Below are 18,872 nucleotides of genomic sequence, written 5' to 3' on the forward strand. Positions count from 1 at the left end.
TCAACCGCTCCACCTCGGCCTCATGCGCTGCTCGTTCTCTGGCCCGCTGCTGTTCCAACCAGGCTCGCCTCCCGGGATGTGTCATAGCCCTAGCCTGCCGCGGAAACAGGCTCCGCTCGATATCGCCCTCGAAAACCGCCGTCGACCACCGCCGGATCTTGTCCCTGGAGATGCTGCGCGCCTGCAACCACGCCAGCTTCGTCCCATGCGGTTGCAAGTGATACTCATGCACCACCTCGCGGATCTCCTCCGCAGTAAAACCCGTTGTGACTCCCAAAACAGAACCCTCCCAAACCGAGCCAACCTGACTCACAACCAGCCTGGCAAAGAGGGAATGTCGCGTTTCGCGCGGCGCAGGGCGACATTCGTGACGAATCTCACGCGCCGGAGTGGGCCTCCAAGAAGGCGTACACGTCCGAGTCGTCGACGCCCGGGAAGGACCCGGAGGGCAGCGGCGACAGGATGTGCGCGTGCAGCCGCGCGCTCGGCCACGCTTTGCCGGCCCACCGTCCCGACAGCTCGGCCGGCGCCCGCTTGCAGCACGACTCGTCCGGGCAGCGCGACTCGGTGCGCGCCGTCGTCTCGCGGCCGCGGAACCACTTCGCCTGATCGAACGGCACCCCGATGCTGATCGAGAAGCTGCCCTCGGCGGTGGTGCCGACCTGCGTCGCGCACCAGTAGGTCCCGGCCGGGGTGTCCGTGTACTGGTACAGCTCGGTCGTGCGGTTCGTGTGCGTGAACGCGGTCCGCGCTCCCCACATCCGGCAGACGACCTGGCCCTCGATGGACCCCGTCACATCCGTCGGCAGCACGAGCCCGTCGTTCTCGTATCCCTTGTACAGGGCGCCGTCGTCGCCGACGCGGAGGAAATGCATCGTCATGTCGAGGTGCCTCGTCGCCAGGTTCGTCAACCGCAGCGCGGCCGCCTCGTGCGTCACACCGAAGGCGTCGCGGAAGTCCTCCACCGCCAGGTCCTTGTCCTTCTTGGCCTGCTGCAGGAAGGCGACGGCAGCCTCCCGGGGCATGAGGCAGCACGCGGCGAAGTAGTTGATCTCCAGTCGCTGGCGGAGGAAGTCCGCGTACGACTGCGGACGCGTGTGCCCCAGCAGCCGGTGCGCCATGGCCTGCAACGCCATCGAGCGGAGGCCGTGGCCGCCCGGGATCGACGCCGGCGGCAGGTAGATGCGCCCGTTCTCGAGGTCGGTGATCGACCGCGCCGACCGCGGCAGGTCGTTCACGTAGATCAGCTCGAACCCGAGCTTCTCGGCCATCACGCTGACCTCGCGGTGCGTCAGGGCGCCGCGGACGTGGCCGGAGGCGCGCACCTGCTGCTCGGCCAGCTCCTCGATCTCGGGGATGTAGTTGTCCTGTGCGCGCATCCGCTCGCGCAGTTCGGTGTTCGCGCGCCGAGCCTCCTCCGGCGTCGCGATCGCTTCGTTGGCTCGCCGGCCGAGCTCCCGGTGGAGCCCGACGAGCGCTTGGAGGGTCTCCGTCGGCGTCCCCTTCGTCGGCTTGACCGCGGGCAGGCCCAGGGATGCGTACAGCGGCCCGCGCTGCGCCCGCGCCAGCTCGATCTCGAGCGCCGCCCGCTCGTCCGGCGGCTCGGCCGAGAGGAGGTCGGCGGGCTGGACGCCGAGGGCGGCGGCGAGTGCGCTCAGCAGCGAGATGCGCGGCTCCCGCTTGCCGTTCTCGATCAGCGACAGCTGGCTCGCCGCGACGCCGGCCGCGGCCCCGAGCTCGTCGAGGGTCATGCCGCGCCGGGTACGGAAGTGACGGATGCGATGTCCGAGCGTTGCGACATCGATGTCGCCGGTCTCCACGGTGCTCATGGATTCACGATAGCGAAAGATTCGCGATTCTTACAGCAGCATTCCCGGTTCTCTTCCTCGGAACCTCGCAGAAACTGGAGTCGACACCGATTCTTCCGACGATAAGGAACCCGCATGAGTATCGCCGAGCTCCCCCTCACCGACACGGCACCGTCCGGAGGCCTGGACGCTGTGCGCCGCTGGGTCGACGGCATCGCCGCCCTCACCCGGCCCGAGGAGGTCGTCTGGTGCGACGGCTCCCTCGGCGAGGCCGACCGCCTCACCAAGCAGCTGGTCGCCGAAGGCAAGCTGATCCGGCTGAACCCGGAGTGGCGGCCGAACAGCTTCCTCGCCCGGACCGACCCGGGCGACGTTGCCCGCGTCGAGGACCGCACCTTCATCTGCTCCGAGAACGAGGCCGACGCCGGTCCGACCAACAACTGGCGGCAGCCGGAGGCGATGCGCGCGGAGCTGCGCGAGGTCTTCACCGGCAGCATGCGCGGACGCACGATGTACGTCGTCCCGTTCTCGATGGGACCGGTCGGCGGCCCGATCTCGCAGGTCGGCATCCAACTCACGGACTCCGCGTATGTCGCCGTCAGCCTCGGGATCATGACCCGCGTCACCGAGACCGTCCTCGACCTGATCGAGTCCGGGCAGCCGTGGGTGCCGACCGTGCACAGTGTCGGCTTCCCGCTGGTGGATGCGGACGGCCGGTCGCGTGACGACGTGCAGTGGCCGTGCAATCCGACCAAGTACATCGTTCAGTTCCCGGACACGCGCGAAGTGTGGTCCTACGGCTCCGGCTACGGCGGGAACGCCATCCTCGCGAAGAAGTGCTTCGCACTGCGGATCGCGTCCGCCATGGCGCGGGACGAGGGCTGGCTGGCCGAGCACATGCTCATCATCAAGGTGACCTCGCCCGAGGGCCGCGCGTTCCACTTCGCCGCCGCCTTCCCGTCGGCCTGCGGGAAGACGAACCTCGCGATGCTGGAGCCGGCCATCCCGGGCTGGCGCGTCGAGACGATCGGCGACGACATCGCCTGGCTCCGCCAGGGACCCGACGGGCGGCTGCGCGCGATCAACCCGGAGGCCGGCTTCTTCGGCGTCGCGCCGGGGACGGGCGAGAGCACGAACCGCACAGCGGTCCAGACCCTGTGGGGCAACACGATCTTCACGAACGTGGCCCTGCGCGACGACGGCGACGTCTGGTGGGAGGGGCTCACCGACGAGCCCCCCGCGCACCTGATCGACTGGCAGGGGAACGACTGGACGCCCGACTCGGGGCGGCCGGCCGCGCATCCCAACTCCCGGTTCACCGTCAGTGCCGCGCAGTGCCCGTCCATCGCCGAGGACTGGGATGCGTTCGACGGCGTGCCGATCGACGCCATCCTGTTCGGTGGTCGCCGGGCCACGAACGTTCCGCTGGTGGCGCAGGCGCGCGACTGGCGGCACGGCGTGTTCCTCGGCGCCACCATCTCGTCGGAGCGAACGGCGGCGGCCGAGGGCACCGTCGGCGAGCTGCGCCGCGACCCCTTCGCGATGCTGCCGTTCTGCGGTTACAACATGGCCGACCACTGGGCGCACTGGCTGGAGATGGGGGAGAAGCTGGGCGACCAGGCTCCCGAGATCTTCCAGGTGAACTGGTTCCGCCGGAGTGACGACGGCCGATTCCTGTGGCCGGGGTTCAGCGAGAACGCACGGGTCATCGAGTGGATCGCGCGGCGGGTCGAGGGGCTGGCCGGAAGCGTCTCTGCACCGATCGGGCGCCTGCCCATCGTCGAGGAGCTCGACCTCGACGGTCTCGACCTCCCCGCCGCCGACGTGGAGGCGCTCTTCGAGGTCGACCGCGCGAGCTGGCTCGCCGAGTGCGACCTCACCGAGACCTTCTTCGACCGCTTCGGCTCGCGTGTCCCGCCCGCCCTGCGCGCCGAGCTGGCCTCCCTCCGCTACCACCTCCAGTCCTGACGGGCTCACCCCCCACCGTCGAGTACACGAAGACTGCACGTTTTCTCCCCTGATTGCGTGCAGTCTTCGTGTACTCGATGGTGGGGGGTGAGGGGGCGAGGGCGTAGGGCGCGGGGTCAGACGAGGAGCTGGTGCTTGGCGAGGTCGCGGTAGAGGGGAGTGGTCTCGACGAGCTCGGAGTGGGTTCCGGTACCGATGACGCGGCCGTGGTCGAGCACGACGATCTGGTCGGAGTCGACGACGGTGGACAGGCGGTGCGCGATCACGAGCAGGGTGCGGTCGGCGGCGACCGCGTCGATCGCCTCCCGCATCAGCTGCTCGTTGCGGCCGTCCAGGCTGGAAGTGGATTCGTCCAGCAGCAGCACCGGAGGTGCGGCCAGCAGCGCCCGGGCGATCGCGAGGCGCTGACGTTCGCCGCCGGAGAGCATGATGCCGTCCTCGCCGACGGGGGCGCTCAGGCCGAGCTCGCTCCTCTCGAGCACCTCCGTCAGGTTGACGGCGTGGAGCACGTCGACGCACTGCTCGTCCGTGGCGTCGGGCGCCGCGAGCGTCAGGTTGTCGCGCAGCGACCCGGCCAGCACCGGCGCATCCTGCTCGACGTAGCCGATCTGCGAGCGCAGGCCGACGCGATCGAGCGTGCGCACATCCATCCCGCCGAAGTGGACCTCGCCGGCCTGCGGGTCGTAGAACCGCTCGACGAGGGCGAGGATGGTGGACTTGCCGGCCCCGGACGGCCCGACCAGCGCCGTCCGCTTGCCGCGCGGCACGCGGAAGCTCACGCCGCGGAGCACCCCGCGGTGCTGCTGCCCGCCGTCCGCACCCGCGCCGCTGCCCGCGAGGGCCTCGGCCTCTGCGACGACGTCCGTCCCGGTGAGGGCCTCGAACGCGAGCCGCTCGGGTGTCGGCCGGCTGGCGGCGGGCGTGGCACCCGCCCCGGCGTCCGCAGCCCCGGCACCCGCCCCAGTCTCCGCAGCCCCGGCACCCGCCCCGGCGTCCGCAGCCCCGGCGCCCTCCGGGTACGCGAACCGCACCTCCACGAACTCGATCGCCGGCGCCTCGGGCGCCAGGCCTTCGTTCGCCGCGCCGACGGTGAGGGCCAGCGGCGCGATGTCGCGGTCGTGCTGGTCCTCGGTCGGCAGATCGAGGATCTCCTGGATGCGGCCCAGCGCCCCGAGCGCCGAGTTGACCGCCGCGATGGCGCCGAACGCCTGGCCGAGCGGCAGGATCATCATGAAGAGGAAGAGGATGAACGCGACCAGGTTCGCGACCGTGATCGCTCCGCTGGCCACCCGGAAGCCTCCGACGCCGAGCACGACGAGGAACGACACCTGCATCGCGATGCCCGCCACGGGTACGACGAGGGCCGAGATCCTCGCGACCTGGATGCCCATCCTCCAGGCGCCGGTGGCGTCGGCGTCCACGGCCGCGATCTCGCGCTCGGTGGCGTTCGATGCGCGGATGGTCCGCACGGAGCTGATCGCCCGCTCGACCGCCGCCGCGAGGTCGCCCACCTTGTTCTGCGCCTTCTGGCTGGCGACGCGGATGCGGCCCGACAGCAGCACCACCACGACGATGGAGACGGCGACCACCAGCACGGTCAGCCCGAGCAGGACCGGGTCGATGATGAGCATCGCGATCAGCGCGCCGATGAAGGTCAGCGCGCCGCCGATGGCCTCCACGAGCCCCTGGGTCAGGACGGCCCGCAGCAGCGTGGTGTCCGACCCGACGCGCGACACCAGGTCCCCCGTGCGCCGGGTGTCGAACTCGCTGATCGGCAGGCGCAGCATCCGGCCGACGAGCTTGCGGCGCGACGACAGCACGACGCCCTCGCCGGTGCGCTGCAGCAGGTAGTGCTGGTAACCCGAGATGAGGCCGGAGGCGACCACCAGGGCGATGAGTCCCCAGACCAGGCCGCCGAGCGGCTCCTGCCGTCCGACGACCGAGATGACCTGGCTGACGAGCAGAGGCTGGGCGAGGCTGGCGGCGGCGCCCAGCACGCTGAGCACGATCACGAAGGCGAGCACCTTCTTGTGCTCGAGCAGGTAGGGGAGCAGCTGCGAGAAGCGGGCGCGCGGCCCGGCGTCGTCGGCGGGACGCCTGAAGCCGCGCCGGCGACGCGAGGGGGCTGACGTGGTGGACATGACGGTGTCTCCATTCGGGGGAGGAGGTGGCGTCGGAGGCGTGTGCGGCGCTAGCTTCGACCGTACTTCCTGCGGACTGCCTGTTTGCTGATATTGCCGAGTGCGACAGGGCAGCGGCCGCGGCGGCCGCGTGCGACCGCGTGCGGGCATCCCGGATGTCCGAGGTCGCGGCTACAGTGTCGAACTATGCCCGCCCCTGTCATCTCCGCCCGTGATCTCGTGAAGAAGTACAAAGACTTCCCGGCCGTCGACGGCATCAGCTTCGAGGTGGAGCCGGGGGAGTCCTTCGGGCTCCTCGGGCCGAACGGTGCGGGCAAGTCCACCACCATGCGGATGATCGGCGCCGTCTCCACCCGCAGCGCCGGCGATCTGAGCATCCTGGGGCTGGACCCGAACCGGTACGGTCCCGAGATCCGGTCCCAGCTCGGGGTCGTGCCGCAGTCCGACAACCTCGACACCGAACTCCGCGTGCGCGACAACCTCATCGTGTACGGCCGCTACTTCGGCCTCCCGTCGGCGCGCGTCCGCACCCGGGCGGACGAGCTGCTGGCGTTCGCCCAGCTCGAGGACAAGGCCAAGGCGAAGGTCGACGACCTGTCCGGCGGGATGAAGCGCCGGCTGACCATCGCACGCGCCCTCATCAACGACCCGCGCATCCTGCTGCTGGACGAGCCGACCACCGGGCTCGATCCACAGGCCCGGCACATCCTCTGGGACCGCCTGTTCCGGCTGAAGGAGCAGGGCACGACCCTCGTCCTGACGACGCACTACATGGATGAGGCGGAGCAGCTCTGCGACCGCCTGGTCGTCGTCGACAAGGGCACGATCATGGCAGAGGGGTCGCCGGCGCGACTCATCCGCGAGTACTCGACACGGGAAGTGCTGGAGGTGCGGTTCGGCTCGGAGCGCAACGCGGAGGTCGCGGAGCGCCTGGATGGAGTGGGCGAGCGCATCGAGGTGCTGCCCGACCGCATCCTCGTCTACAGCGACGACGGCGAGGCGGAGCTCGTCCGGATCGTCGAGCGCGGTCTGCATCCGCTGACCAGCCTGGTGCGGCGTTCGAGCCTCGAGGACGTGTTCCTCCGGCTGACCGGACGGAGCCTGATCGAATGAGCGCGATCGTCGGCCGGTCCGGCACGCCCGCCGCCCGGGGACCGGGTGCCGAGGGAGGCGACGGCGCCCGCGCCGCCCTGACCGCGGCCGTCCGCCCTCGCCGTTTCGGCGCGTGGTATGTGGCCGAGCACCGCTTCCGCGTCATGCGGTCCTACCTCCAGACCCTGCTCGTGACGGGATTCGGCAACCCGCTGCTCTACCTCCTTGCGATGGGTCTCGGTCTCGGCAGCCTGGTCAGCGCGAACCTCGGGCCGCACGCCGTCGACGGCGTCAGCTACCTGGCCTTCGTCGCCCCTGCGCTGCTCTGCACCGCTGCCGTCACGGTCGCGAGCGAGGAGTTCACGTACCCGATCCTGCTCGGCTTCAAGTGGAATCCCACGTTCTACGGCATCAACGCCTCGCCGATCGCGCCCGGCCAGATCATCGACGGAGTCGTCATCTCGGTGGTCGCCCGGCTGCTCGGCACCACCGCCGTCTACTTCGCCTTCATGGCGCTGTTCGGCGCCGTCCCCGGTGCCTGGGGCTTCGTCGGCATCCTGATCGGCACGATCGGCGGTCTCGCCTTCGGCGCGCCGATCATGGCCTACGTCGCGACGATCGAGCAGGACAGCGGGCAGATCGCCATGCTGATGCGGTTCGTCCTGCTGCCTCTGACCCTGTTCTCCGGGACGTTCTTCCCGCTCGCGAACATGCCGTGGTTCCTGCAGTGGATCGGCTGGGTCTCGCCCCTCTGGCACTCGACCCAGCTCTCGCGGGTCTTCTCGTACGGGATGAGCGAGCCGCTCTGGCTGTCCGTCGTCCACATCGTCTACCTGCTCGCCCTGTTCGTCGTCTTCTGGCTGTGGGCACGCCGGATCGCCGCGAGGAGGCTGAACAAGTGACCGCCACCGACCAGCGCGCCATCCTGACCGAGCCACGTTCGGGACCGGTGCGCGCCCTCTACGCCGGCAACGCGCGTTCCGTGATGCAGCGCGGGTGGTCGGCGACGCGGAGCACCAACTGGCTGGTCATCGTCTCCGGCTTCTTCGAGCCGATCTTCTACCTGCTCTCGCTCGGTATCGGCTTCGGTGCGCTCGTCGGCAGCATCCAGACGTCGTCGGGCCAGAGCGTCCCCTATGCCGCCTTCATCGCCCCGGCGCTGCTCGCGACCGCCGCCATGAACGGCGCCGTCTACGACTCGACGTGGAACGTCTTCTTCAAGATGCACTTCGCCAAGCTCTACGAGGGGATGCTCGCCACCTCCCTGGGCCCGCTGGATGTCGCGCTCGGCGAGATCCTGCTCGCCCTGCTGCGCGGAGCCCTCTACGCCGTCGGGTTCATGATCGTGATGCAGGTCCTCGGCCTCACCCTGTCCTGGTGGGCGCTGCTGGCGCTGCCGGCCGTCCTGCTGATCGCGTTCGGTTTCGCGAGCTTCGGGATGGGCGTCACGAGCTACATGAAGACGTTCCAGCAGATGGACTGGATCAACTTCATCCTGCTTCCGATGTTCCTCCTGTCGGCGACCTTCTACCCGATCACGGTGTACCCGGAGCCGTTGCAGGTCGTCATCAAGGCGATGCCGCTCTGGCAGGGCGTGGAACTCGTCCGCGGTCTCACGACCGGCGACGTGAACGTCGGGATGCTGTGGCACGTCCTGTATTTCGCCGTGATGATCGTGCTCGGGCTGGTCCTCACCACGCGCCGTCTGCGCGCCCTCTTCCTCGACTGAGCGCCTCGTCGGCCGCGGCCCGGGCTGCTCGCCTGCCCGTGAAGGGCCCTGCCGGCGACGGGCCCTGCCAGCGAAGGAGATCCGAACGAGTACCGTTCGAATCTCCTTCACCACTGCCATTCGAAGGAGATCCGGCACCCGAACTCCTTCGCAACTCAGCCGGGAGCGGGCAGGGATGTGGTGCGCGCGAGCCGGCCGATTGCGGACGCCTCGCTACGCTGGAGGCATGGAAACGCTTTTTGCAGTGCTGCACGTGGTGTCGGCGGTCTTCATCGTCGGCCCGATGGCCATCCTCCCGATGACGGCGATGCGAGCCGTCCGCGCCGGAGACCCCCGCCAGGTCGAAACGCTCGCGAAGTCGACCAATCTGCTCTCACTGCTCTCGCTGCTCGTGGTGCTGTTCGGGTTCGGCCTCATGGGGATGGCCGACCCGAAGTTCCACCTCGGCATCACGACCCCGTGGATCCTGTGGTCGATCATCTTGTACGTCGTCGCCCTCGCGCTGACGCTCTTCCTCGTCGTGCCGACCATGCGCCGCGCCGCCGAGTCCCTGCGGGAGGGCACAGCCTCCCGCTATCCGCAGCTGGCCGCAGGCTCCGGCGTCGCGAGCCTCCTGCTGCTCGTCGTCGTCATCCTCATGGTCTGGAAGCCGTAGCCCTCACGCAGGGCGCCCCACCGTCGAGTCCGCAGAGACTGCACGCGACACGCCGCAGCTGCGTGCAGTCTCTGCGGACTCGATGGAGGGGCTGGGGCAGTACAGCTACGCGCGGAGAGTTCGGAGGGCGAGGGCGGTGGCGAGGGCGGCGTGAGCCGCCTCGGCGCCCTTGTCCTCTTTCGAGCCGGGGAGGCCGGAGCGGTCGATGCCCTGCGCCTCGTCGTCCAGCGTGAGCACGCCGAAGCCGACCGGCTTGCCCGTGTCGAGTGCGACGCGGGTCAGACCGTCGGTCGCCGCCGCCGAGACGTACTCGAAGTGCGGGGTGCCGCCGCGGATGATGACGCCGAGCGCCACCACCGCGTCGGCGCCCGCCTCGAGGGCGGCCTTGCTCACCACGGGGAGCTCGAAGCTTCCCGGGACGCGGACCAGCGTGTGCGTGGCGCCCGACGCCTCCAAAGTCCGCTGCGCGCCCGCGACGAGGGCCTCGCTGATGGTCTCGTGCCAGCGGCCGGCCACGACGACGACGTTCAGGCCGCTCCCGTCGATCCGCTCCTCGGCGCTGGGGGCTCCGGCTCCGCTCATCGTGTGGTCCTCCCTGCTGCGAATCCCGCAGCCGTCTCGTCGGTCTCATCCGTCGGGGACAACGGGTCGATGTCCCCGATCGCGTGACCCATCCGGTCGCGCTTGGTCTCCAGGTAGCCCTCGTTGAAGGCGCCGATGCCGACGACGAGCGGCACGCGCTCCTCGACGGCGATTCCGTGCTCCTCGAGCTGGCGGACCTTCTCCGGGTTGTTGGTCAGCAGGCGAACCGACTCGATCCCCAGATCCTGCAGGATCGCCGTGGCCGCACCGTAGTCGCGGGCGTCGATCGGCAGGCCGAGGGCGAGGTTCGCGTCGAGGGTGTCGAGTCCCTCCTCCTGCAGCTTGTAGGCGCGGAGCTTGTTGATCAGGCCGATGCCGCGTCCCTCGTGGCCGCGCAGGTAGACGACGATGCCGCCTTCGCGCTGGATGGTGTCGAGCGCCGCATCGAGCTGCGGACCGCACTCGCACTTCAGCGACCCGAACGCCTCACCCGTGAGGCACTCCGAGTGGACGCGGACCAGCGTGCCGTCCCTGCGGGGGGTCCCTGCGACGATCGCCACGTGGTCGGCGCCGGTCGTCCGGTCGCGGTAGGCGCGCATCCGGAACGGCCCGTGCGTCGTCGGGACGGTCGTCTCCACCTCGAAGATCACCCGCGAGGTCTCCGGGACGGGCGCGACGGCCTCCAGAGGCTGGTCGCAGTGGAACTCCTGCAGGTAGGCGATGAGGGCCTCGATGGTGACGACGAGCACGCCCTCGCGCTGACCGAGCTCGATGAGTCCGGGCAGGCGCATCATCTCGCCGTCGTCGGCGACGATCTCCGCGATCGCACCCACGGGCGTCATCCCCGCCAGGAGGAGCAGGTCGACCGCAGCCTCCGTGTGCCCGTCGCGTTCGCGGACACCACCCTCGACCGCACGCAGGGGCAGGATGTGGCCCGGCCGGTGGAGGCTCGCCGGCGTGCTGTCGAGGTTCGCCAGCACGCGAAGCGTGTGCGCGCGGTCGGCGGCACTGATGCCGGTGGAGAAGCGGTCGGCCGCATCCACGCTGACCGTGTAGTTGGTGCCGCGGGCGTCCTCGTTGGCGACGACCATGACCGGCAGCTCCAGCCGGTCCGCGATCTCGTTGGTCATCGGCGCGCAGATGAAGCCGGACGAGTGCTTGACCGTCCAGGCGATCCACTCCTGGCTGGCGAGCTCGGCGGCGATCAGCACGTCGCCCTCGTTCTCTCGACTCTCGTTGTCGACGACGATGACCGGACGGCCCGCCCGCAGTTCCGCGAGGGCCTCGGGGATGGTGGCCAGACTCATGACGCGCTCCGTTCGCTCAGTTCCGGTTCGAGCGCGAGCATGCGCTCCACATGACGGGCGAGGATGTCCGTCTCGATGTTGACGCGGTCGCCCGCGACGCGGTCGCCGAGGGTCGTCGCCACCAGGGTCTCGGGGATGAGGGACACCTCGAACCAGCCGTCCTCGCGCCCGCCGCCCACGGCGCTGACCGTGAGCGAGACGCCGTCGATCGCGATGGAGCCCTTGCGCGCCACGAGGGGCGCGTGCTCCGGGTCGAGGCTCAGCCGGACGACGCGCCAGGCGCTGCCGTCCGTGACCGAGAGAACGGTGGAGGTGCCGTCGATGTGGCCCTGGACGATGTGCCCGCCGAGGCGGTCGCCGACCTGCGCCGCTCGCTCCAGATTGACCGGGCGGCCGGGCTGGACGTCGTCCAGCGTGCTCATGATGAGGGTCTCGGCCATCACATCCGCCGTGAACGTCTCCGCGTCCTTGTCGATCACGGTGAGGCAGACGCCGCTGACCGAGATGGAGTCGCCGTGCCGGGCGTCGCTGACGGCGAGCGGTCCCCGGACGGTGACCCGCGCGGCGTCCGCGCTGCGCTCGACGGCGGTGATCTCGCCCAGCTCTTCGATGATTCCGGTGAACATGGTCAGTTCTCCTGTCCGGCTGGGAGCGGGGCCCCGGCGTCGGTGGTCTGGGTGTCGGTGGTCCGGGTGTCGGTGGTCGGGATGCCGGAGCGCGGGAAGGCGTCGGCGCCGCCGGGAACGGTACCGACGCGTTCGGTACCGACGCGCTCGGCACCGACGCGAACGGCACCCACAGGAACGGGGACGGCACGGATGAGCAGGTCGCCGCCGAGCTGTTCGACCTCGAGGATCCGCAGCCTCCGCTGATCGCCGATCGTCTCGACGCCGATGTCGCCGAGCGCGACGCGCGGTCCGCCGAGGAGCGTCGGCGCCAGGTAGACGGCGTACTCGTCCACCAGGCCCGCCGCCACGAAGGCACTCGCCAGGGTCGGCCCGCCCTCCACGTACGCTCGGCGGAAGCCCCGCTGGTGCAGGTCGGCGACGACCTCGTGCAGGTCGTGGGTCCCTTCGAAGATCACGGGATGCGGATGGCGGAAGACGGCGGCATCCTTCGGGATGGCGCGGGTGCCGATCACCACCGGCGTCGGCTGGGTGCGCATCAGCTCCCCGGCGTCGCCGCGCGCGGTCAGGCTCGGGTCGTCGGCCAGCACCGTTCCGGTGCCGACGACGATCGCGTCCGAGGCTTCGCGCTGCTCGTGCACCCGCTGGCGCGCTGCTGCGCCGGTGATCCAGCGGCTCGTTCCGTCGGCCGCTGCGGCGCGGCCGTCCAGGCTGCTCGCCCACTTCACGACGATGTAGGGCCGGCCGAGGCGCGCGGCGGTCAGCCAGTCGCCGAGGAAGGCCTCGACCTCGTCGCGGAGCACTCCGCCGATCACGTCGACGCCCGCCTCCCGCAGCCGCTCAGCGCCCCCGCCGGAGTGGCGGCCCGGATCGGCGGTGCCGTAGACGACGCGCGCCACGCCCGCGGCGATCAGCGCTTCCGAGCAGGGACCGGTGTGGCCCCAGTGGTTGCACGGCTCGAGGGTGACGACGGCTGTCGCCCCGCGGGCGCCGCCCTCCGGCAGCTTGCTCAGCGCATCCACTTCGGCGTGCGGGGTGCCGACACCGCGATGCCAGCCCTCGGCGAGGAGGTGACTGTCGGGGTCCAGGAGGACGCAGCCGACTCGCGGGTTCACGCCCGTGGCCGGGCCGTTCGCCGCCAGCTCGAGGGCCGTGCGCATGGGGGCTTCCCACGTCATCCCGTTGCCATCCCGTCTCTCGTCGAGACGTGTCACCGGGGTCGCGCGGGCGTCGGCCTCTCAGGACCGCCCGCCGTGCTGCCTCCCATCCGGACTGAGCGACAGGCCTGAGCCTGACGCATTACCGTCGGTGCCGGAATTCCACCGGCTCAGCAGGGCGCCTGGGCGTCCCGCTCGCGGACTGTCACCGCCGGTTCGGACTTTCACCGACCCCGGAGCACGTGTTTCGTTGTCGAGTGTAGATCAACGCAGGGGGACGTCGTCTATTCCCGTTGCGGATGCGACGCCCGGTGACGCTCCCCTCAGGCGGCCGTGACGGCCTCGTCGGACTCGGTGTCCTGCCGCTGGGCCACCGGGGCAGGACCGATCGGCGCGACGGGCTGCGTGAGCTGCACGAGGGCGCGAGCCGTCCCTTCGTCCACGATCAGGTCGGTGATGAGGCCGGCTGCGAGCGCACCGCGGAGGCTGTGCACCTTCGAGGGCCCGGAGACGATGCAGACCCGCCGCGGGACGCGCGTGATCAGGTCGATGTCCGGCCCGCTCGCGCGTTCATTGAGGGGGATGCCGTGGTGACTGCCGTCCTCGCGGAAGAACACCGTGGCGACATCGCCGACCACGCCGGAGGCATCGAGCGACTCGTAGTCCGCCTGGTCGAGGTACCCGCCGGCGTAGACGTGGGAGCGCACCTCCGAGAAGGGCGAACCGAGGCCGAACAGGGCCACATCCATCCGTGCCTGGATGTCGAGGATGCGCCGCGTGCTCCGCTCGCGCCACATGGCGACCTTGGTCTGCGGGTCGTCGAACAGGGCGGGGACCGGGAACTCCTGGATGGTGCCGGAGTACGTGTCGCCGAAGCGGCGGAGGATCTCGGAGGCGTACAGGACCCCGGTGGTGTAGGTGTTTCCTGCCCCGTTCAGCTGCACGAACTCGACGTTGTGCAGCTCCTTGGGGATGAGGTGCCGGCTCAGCGCGCTCATCGTCGAGCCCCACGCGACCCCGACCGTCTGGTTGGAGTCGATGAAGCGGTCGAGAATCCGTGCAGCCGAGATCGCCACCCGCTCCAGCCGGTCGACGTCGCTGATCGCGCTCGGCATCGGGACGATGTGCGCGGCGATGCCGTAGCGGTCGTGGATCGCCTGCTGGATGCGCGTCGCACCTTCGTGCGGCTCGGCGATCTGGATGGTCACCAGTCCCGACGACCGCGCGTAGCTGAGCAGCCGCGAGACGCTCGAGCGCGAGGTGTGCATCTCGTGCGCGATCGCCTCCATCGTGAGGTCCTGCATGTAATAGAGGTGACCGGCCTTGAGGGCGTCGCGGACCTTCTCGGGCAGGTGTTCGGTTTCGGGTTGGGGCATTCGGGGCCTTCTTCGCTGGGACGACTTCTCGGGGTGACGAGCTGGTGCACGTATGTGCATGCGGCTTGATCGAAGTTGTGCTGCCATCGAAGACTATAACCGCACAGCACCGCCGAGCCAGAAGCATCAGGAGAAGATCGTGACGACGAAGTCGACCGCACGCACCGAGGTCCAGCGCCTCCGAGACAACCCACGAGCACAGGTGCTCGTCGTCGGCGGCGGCATCAACGGGCTCGGCACGTTCCGCGACCTCGCCCTGCAGGGTGTGGATGTGGTGCTCGTCGAGAGCAACGACTTCGTCTCCGGAGCGTCGGCGGCCTCCAGCCACATGATCCACGGCGGCATCCGCTATCTCGAGAACGGCGAGTTCCGCCTCGTGAAGGAGTCGGTCACCGAGCGCAACGGCCTGCTCAGGATCGCCCCGCACTACGTGAAGCCGCTCCAGACGACCATCCCGATCTACTCCACGTTCTCCGGCATCCTCGCCGCACCCCTCCGGTTCCTCACTCACAAGCAGGGCACGCCGAAGGAGCGCGGGGCGTTCCTGATCAAGACCGGCCTGACGATCTACGACGCGTTCTCGCGCGACGGGGGCAGCGTCCCGCGCCACAGCTTCCACGGCAGGAAGAAGTCGCTGGAGGCGCTGCCCGCGCTGAACCCGGACCTGAAGTACACCGCCACCTACTTCGACGCCTCCGTGCACGATCCGGAGCGCCTCGCGCTCGACGTCCTTGCCGACGGGCTTGCCGCCGGGCCGCACGCACGCGCCGTCAATTACGTGGAGGCCATCGGCGTCCGCGACGGAGGTGTCCTCGTCCGCGACCGCGAGACAGGCGAGGAGTTCGCCATCACAGCAGACGTCGTCGTCAACGCCTCCGGCCCCTGGACGGATCTGACGAACGCCGCCCTCGGCGAGGCGACGCGTTACATGGGCGGCACCAAGGGCTCCCACATCGTGCTCGACAATCCCGAGCTCCTCGAAGCCTGCCGGGGCCGCGAGCTGTTCTTCGAGAACAACGACGGCCGGATCGTCCTGATCTACCCGCTGAAGGGCCGGGTCATGGTCGGCACCACGGACATCGATGCCGACATGTCCCAGCGCGCGGTGATCACCGAGGACGAGATCGACTACTTCATCGAACTGGTCTCGCACGTTTTCCCAGCGATCCCGGTCACCCGGGAGCAGATCGTCTACACCTTCTCGGGCGTGCGCCCGCTGCCGCACCACGACGACACGGCGCCCGGATTCGTCTCCCGCGACTACCGCATCGTCCCGGGAACGATTCCGGGCCTCGGCGGCACCCGCGTCCTCAGCCTGGTGGGCGGCAAGTGGACCACCTTCCGGGCACTGAGCGAGCACCTCGCGAACGAGACGCTGCAGGCACTCGGCGCCGAGCGCACGGTCCAGACGCTCGGTCTGCCGATCGGCGGAGGGGCCGGCTTCCCGACCACGCCGCAGACGGAGCGCGACTGGATCGCCCGGTACGGTGCGGATGTCGGCGCCGAGCGCGCTGCGACCCTGCTGCACCGCTACGGGACGAGGGCGACGTTCGTCATCGACGCCATCGCCGGGCGGGAAGGTGAGGACACGCCCCTCGCCGCCGCGCCGGGCTATTCGCACGCCGAGATCGACCACCTGGTCCGCAGCGAGCATGTCGTGCACCTCGCCGACGTCTTCCTGCGCCGCACCAGCCTCGCCTTCACCGGTGCCATCACACTTCCGCTCGTGCACGAGATCGGCGAAATCGCAGCAACCGCGCTGGGATGGTCGCCAAATCGTCGCGCCGAGGAGGAAGATTCGTTCGTAGCGGACCTCGCCGACGCCCATCGGGTACAGCTGAAGTCGGGGGATGGGAGCGAAGCCGCTGCTGTTCGATAATGCACGAACGTGCATGACAGGGTTCTTGTCACCGCGAGCGTGGCCGCAATAGCGTTCACAATGCCCACCCTGACAAGAGCCTCACCAGAACGCACGACAGGGTGCGGGTCAACGGAACAACTGGAAGGTCAACGTGGACAATTTAGGTGTGGATTTCCTGTCCGAGCTGGTGGGCACAGCGATGCTGGTCCTCCTCGGTACGGGTGTGGTGGCGAACGTCGCCCTCATCAGGAACAAGGGCTTCAATGGCGGGTTCCTGATGGTGAACATCGGCTGGGGCATCGCGGTGTTCTCCGGGGTGGTGGTCGCGTACAACTCGGGCGCCCATCTCAACCCGGCGGTCACCCTCGGGCTCGTGGCCAACGGGGCGACCCACTTCGGTGTCGGCAAAGCCGTCGTCGACGTGAACGTCGTCACCATCGTGGTGTTCATCCTGGCCCAGCTGATAGGTGCCATCATCGGCGCCGTCATCACCTGGCTGGCCTACAAGAAGCACTTCGACGAGGAGCCGGACCCCGCGAACAAGCTCGGCGTGTTCTCGACCGGCCCCGCCATCCGCACCTATGCGTGGAACCTCGTCACGGAGATCGTCGGCACGTTCGTGCTGGTGTTCGTCGTGATCGCCTTCGGCCACCAGCCCGGTCAGGCCGTCGGCCTCGCCGCCCTCGGTGCGCTGCCCGTCGCACTGCTCGTGATCGGCATCGGCGCCAGCCTCGGCGGTCCGACCGGTTACGCGATCAACCCGGCCCGTGACCTCGGACCCCGCATCGCCCACGCCTTGCTCCCGATCCGGGGCAAGGGCCCGAGCGACTGGTCGTACTCCTGGATCCCGGTGGCGGGCCCGATCATCGGCGGTGTGCTGGCCGGCTGGCTCGCGATCCCGCTGCTCGTCATCCTCAAGTAAGACCCGGGGCCGGCCCGGACCATCCGGACCGGCCCCTTCTGCTCCACCCCAAAGAGAACAAAGGAGTCACCAATGGCCGACTACGTCGTCGCCATCGACCAGGGCACCACCAGTACCCGGGCGATCATTTTCGACAAGTCCGGATCGATCGTCTCGTCCGGACAGCTCGAGCACGAGCAGATCTTCCCGAGGGCCGGATGGGTCGAGCACAATCCGGTCGAGATCTGGAACAACACCCGCGAGGTCATCGGGCAGGCGCTGTCCAAGGCGGACCTCACCCGTCACGACATCGCCGCCGTCGGCATCACCAACCAGCGCGAGACCGCGGTCGTGTGGGACAAGAACACCGGCGAGCCGGTGTACAACGCCATCGTCTGGCAGGATACGCGCACCCAGCCCATCGTCGACCGCCTGGCGGCCGACGGTGGCACCGAACGGTTCAAGCAGATCGTCGGCTTGCCGCTTGCGACGTACTTCTCCGGCACCAAGATCGTCTGGATCCTGGAGAACGTCGAGGGCGCTCGTGAGCGCGCAGAGGCGGGCGACCTGCTGTTCGGCACGACCGACAGCTGGGTCCTCTGGAACCTGACCGGCGGTCCGGACGGCGGCGTTCACGCCACCGACGTCACCAACGCCTCTCGCACGCTCTTCATGGACCTGGAGACGCTGAGCTGGCGCGACGACATCCTCGAGGTGTTCGGCGTGCCGAGGTCGATGCTCCCGGAGATCCGGAGCTCGTCCGAGGTCTACGGCACGGTGGAGTCCTCCAGCCTGCTGCGCGAAGTTCCCGTCGCGGGCATCCTGGGCGACCAGCAGGCCGCGACCTTCGGACAGGCGGCATTCGATCCGGGCGAGTCCAAGAACACCTACGGCACGGGCAACTTCCTCATCTTCAACACGGGTGAGGAGATCGTCCACTCCAAGAACGGCCTGCTCACCACGCTCGGCTACAAGCTGGGCGACGAGGCGCCGCACTACGCTCTGGAGGGCTCGATCGCCGTCACCGGCTCGCTGGTGCAGTGGCTCCGCGACAACCTGGGGATCATCTCCAGCGCCCCGGAGATCGAGGAGCTGGCGAAGACTGTCGACGACAACGGCGGCGCCTACTTCGTGCCGGCGTTCTCGGGCCTGTTCGCGCCGTACTGGCGAGCGGATGCGCGCGGTGCGCTCGTCGGCCTGACCCGGTACGTGAACAAGGGCCACATCGCCCGTGCGGTCCTGGAGGCCACGGCCTTCCAGACGCGCGAGGTCCTGGATGCGGTCAACGCCGACTCCGGTGTGGACCTGCAGGAGCTGAAGGTCGACGGCGGCATGATCGCCAACAACACGCTCATGCAGTTCCAGGCCGACATCCTCGGCGTGCCCGTCGTGCGCCCGGTCGTCGCCGAGACGACCGCTCTCGGCGCCGCGTACGCGGCCGGCCTCGCGACCGGCTTCTGGGCGAACCTGGACGACCTGCGCAAGAACTGGCAGGAGGACCGCCGCTGGGAGCCCGCGATGGATGCGGACGAGCGCGACCGTCAGATCCGGCTCTGGAAGAAGGCCGTCACGAAGACCTTCGACTGGGTCGACGACGACGTGCGCAACGCCTGACCCGCCCCACACAGAAGCGCCGCCCGGTTCCGCCGGGCGGCGCTTCGCCGTGTCC

The 18,872-nt window shown here is 69.4% G+C and carries 15 protein-coding genes and 1 riboswitch; of the genes, 8 read left to right on the top strand and 7 right to left on the bottom strand.

Annotation, left to right across the window (positions count from 1 at the left end; translation table 11 throughout):
* Window positions 1-377: 377 nt before the first annotated feature.
* Window positions 378-1,829 (bottom strand): XRE family transcriptional regulator, encoded by a 1,452-nt coding sequence (locus tag BM287_RS04865; RefSeq protein WP_090036529.1) that lies wholly within the window; start codon window positions 1,827-1,829, stop codon window positions 378-380.
* A 114-nt stretch (window positions 1,830-1,943) separates the two neighbouring features.
* Between BM287_RS04865 and BM287_RS04870 the strand changes: the two genes are divergently transcribed.
* On the top strand, window positions 1,944-3,776 hold the full coding sequence (locus BM287_RS04870; protein ID WP_090036531.1) for a phosphoenolpyruvate carboxykinase (GTP): 1,833 nt from the start codon (window positions 1,944-1,946) through the stop codon (window positions 3,774-3,776).
* Window positions 3,777-3,892: 116 nt separating this feature from the next.
* Here the strand turns inward: BM287_RS04870 and BM287_RS04875 are convergent, their stop codons facing one another.
* The gene (locus BM287_RS04875) at window positions 3,893-5,917 is read right to left on the bottom strand and encodes an ABC transporter ATP-binding protein (RefSeq protein ID WP_090036533.1); all 2,025 of its coding nucleotides are present in this window, start codon (window positions 5,915-5,917) and stop codon (window positions 3,893-3,895) included.
* Between the two features lie 186 nt (window positions 5,918-6,103).
* On the opposite strand from BM287_RS04875, the gene BM287_RS04880 reads away from it, so the two are divergent.
* The 4 genes from BM287_RS04880 (at window position 6,104) to BM287_RS04895 (ending at window position 9,393) form a co-directional block, all read left to right on the top strand.
* Window positions 6,104-7,030: an ABC transporter ATP-binding protein gene (locus tag BM287_RS04880; protein ID WP_090036535.1), complete on the top strand. Its 927-nt coding sequence runs from the start codon at window positions 6,104-6,106 to the stop codon at window positions 7,028-7,030.
* Entirely contained in the window at window positions 7,027-7,911 is an 885-nt protein-coding gene (locus tag BM287_RS04885) for an ABC transporter permease (RefSeq protein WP_090036537.1), read from the top strand. The genes BM287_RS04880 and BM287_RS04885 overlap by 4 nt, the downstream gene beginning before the upstream one ends.
* Window positions 7,908-8,738, top strand: coding sequence for an ABC transporter permease (locus BM287_RS04890; protein WP_090036540.1), 831 nt, complete (start codon window positions 7,908-7,910; stop codon window positions 8,736-8,738). The genes BM287_RS04885 and BM287_RS04890 overlap by 4 nt, the downstream gene beginning before the upstream one ends.
* A 226-nt stretch (window positions 8,739-8,964) precedes the next feature.
* The gene (locus tag BM287_RS04895; protein ID WP_090036542.1) at window positions 8,965-9,393 is read left to right on the top strand and encodes a DUF2269 family protein; all 429 of its coding nucleotides are present in this window, start codon (window positions 8,965-8,967) and stop codon (window positions 9,391-9,393) included.
* A gap of 105 nt (window positions 9,394-9,498) precedes the next feature.
* Here BM287_RS04895 and ribH read toward each other — a convergent pair whose 3' ends face one another.
* From ribH to BM287_RS04920, 5 genes are all read right to left on the bottom strand, one after another.
* Window positions 9,499-9,975, bottom strand: coding sequence for a 6,7-dimethyl-8-ribityllumazine synthase (gene ribH / locus BM287_RS04900; protein WP_090036544.1), 477 nt, complete (start codon window positions 9,973-9,975; stop codon window positions 9,499-9,501).
* Window positions 9,972-11,282, bottom strand: a complete 1,311-nt coding sequence (gene ribA, locus BM287_RS04905; RefSeq protein ID WP_090036546.1) for a GTP cyclohydrolase II — start codon at window positions 11,280-11,282, stop codon at window positions 9,972-9,974. The genes ribH and ribA overlap by 4 nt, the downstream gene beginning before the upstream one ends.
* Window positions 11,279-11,908 carry a riboflavin synthase gene (locus BM287_RS04910; protein ID WP_090036548.1) on the bottom strand — a complete coding sequence of 210 codons (630 nt, stop codon included), beginning with the start codon at window positions 11,906-11,908 and terminating at the stop codon, window positions 11,279-11,281. The genes ribA and BM287_RS04910 overlap by 4 nt, the downstream gene beginning before the upstream one ends.
* Before the next feature lie 2 nt (window positions 11,909-11,910).
* On the bottom strand, window positions 11,911-13,068 hold the full coding sequence (ribD, locus tag BM287_RS04915; RefSeq protein WP_244527894.1) for a bifunctional diaminohydroxyphosphoribosylaminopyrimidine deaminase/5-amino-6-(5-phosphoribosylamino)uracil reductase RibD: 1,158 nt from the start codon (window positions 13,066-13,068) through the stop codon (window positions 11,911-11,913).
* Between the two features lie 91 nt (window positions 13,069-13,159).
* Window positions 13,160-13,309: riboswitch (FMN riboswitch) on the bottom strand.
* Window positions 13,310-13,388: 79 nt separating this feature from the next.
* Window positions 13,389-14,441, bottom strand: coding sequence for a sugar-binding transcriptional regulator (locus BM287_RS04920; RefSeq protein ID WP_244527896.1), 1,053 nt, complete (start codon window positions 14,439-14,441; stop codon window positions 13,389-13,391).
* Between the two features lie 139 nt (window positions 14,442-14,580).
* On the opposite strand from BM287_RS04920, the gene BM287_RS04925 reads away from it, so the two are divergent.
* The 3 genes from BM287_RS04925 (at window position 14,581) to glpK (ending at window position 18,817) form a co-directional block, all read left to right on the top strand.
* Window positions 14,581-16,320: a glycerol-3-phosphate dehydrogenase/oxidase gene (locus BM287_RS04925; RefSeq protein WP_090036550.1), complete on the top strand. Its 1,740-nt coding sequence runs from the start codon at window positions 14,581-14,583 to the stop codon at window positions 16,318-16,320.
* A 148-nt stretch (window positions 16,321-16,468) separates the two neighbouring features.
* Window positions 16,469-17,224, top strand: coding sequence for an MIP/aquaporin family protein (locus BM287_RS04930; RefSeq protein ID WP_280140924.1), 756 nt, complete (start codon window positions 16,469-16,471; stop codon window positions 17,222-17,224).
* A 72-nt stretch (window positions 17,225-17,296) separates the two neighbouring features.
* A complete protein-coding gene (glpK, locus tag BM287_RS04935; RefSeq protein ID WP_090036553.1) occupies window positions 17,297-18,817 on the top strand; it encodes a glycerol kinase GlpK in 1,521 nt (506 codons plus the stop codon).
* Window positions 18,818-18,872 lie beyond the last annotated feature (55 nt).

It is taken from the genome of Leifsonia sp. CL147, from assembly GCF_900114565.1.
Classification (GTDB): Bacteria; Actinomycetota; Actinomycetes; order Actinomycetales; family Microbacteriaceae; genus Leifsonia.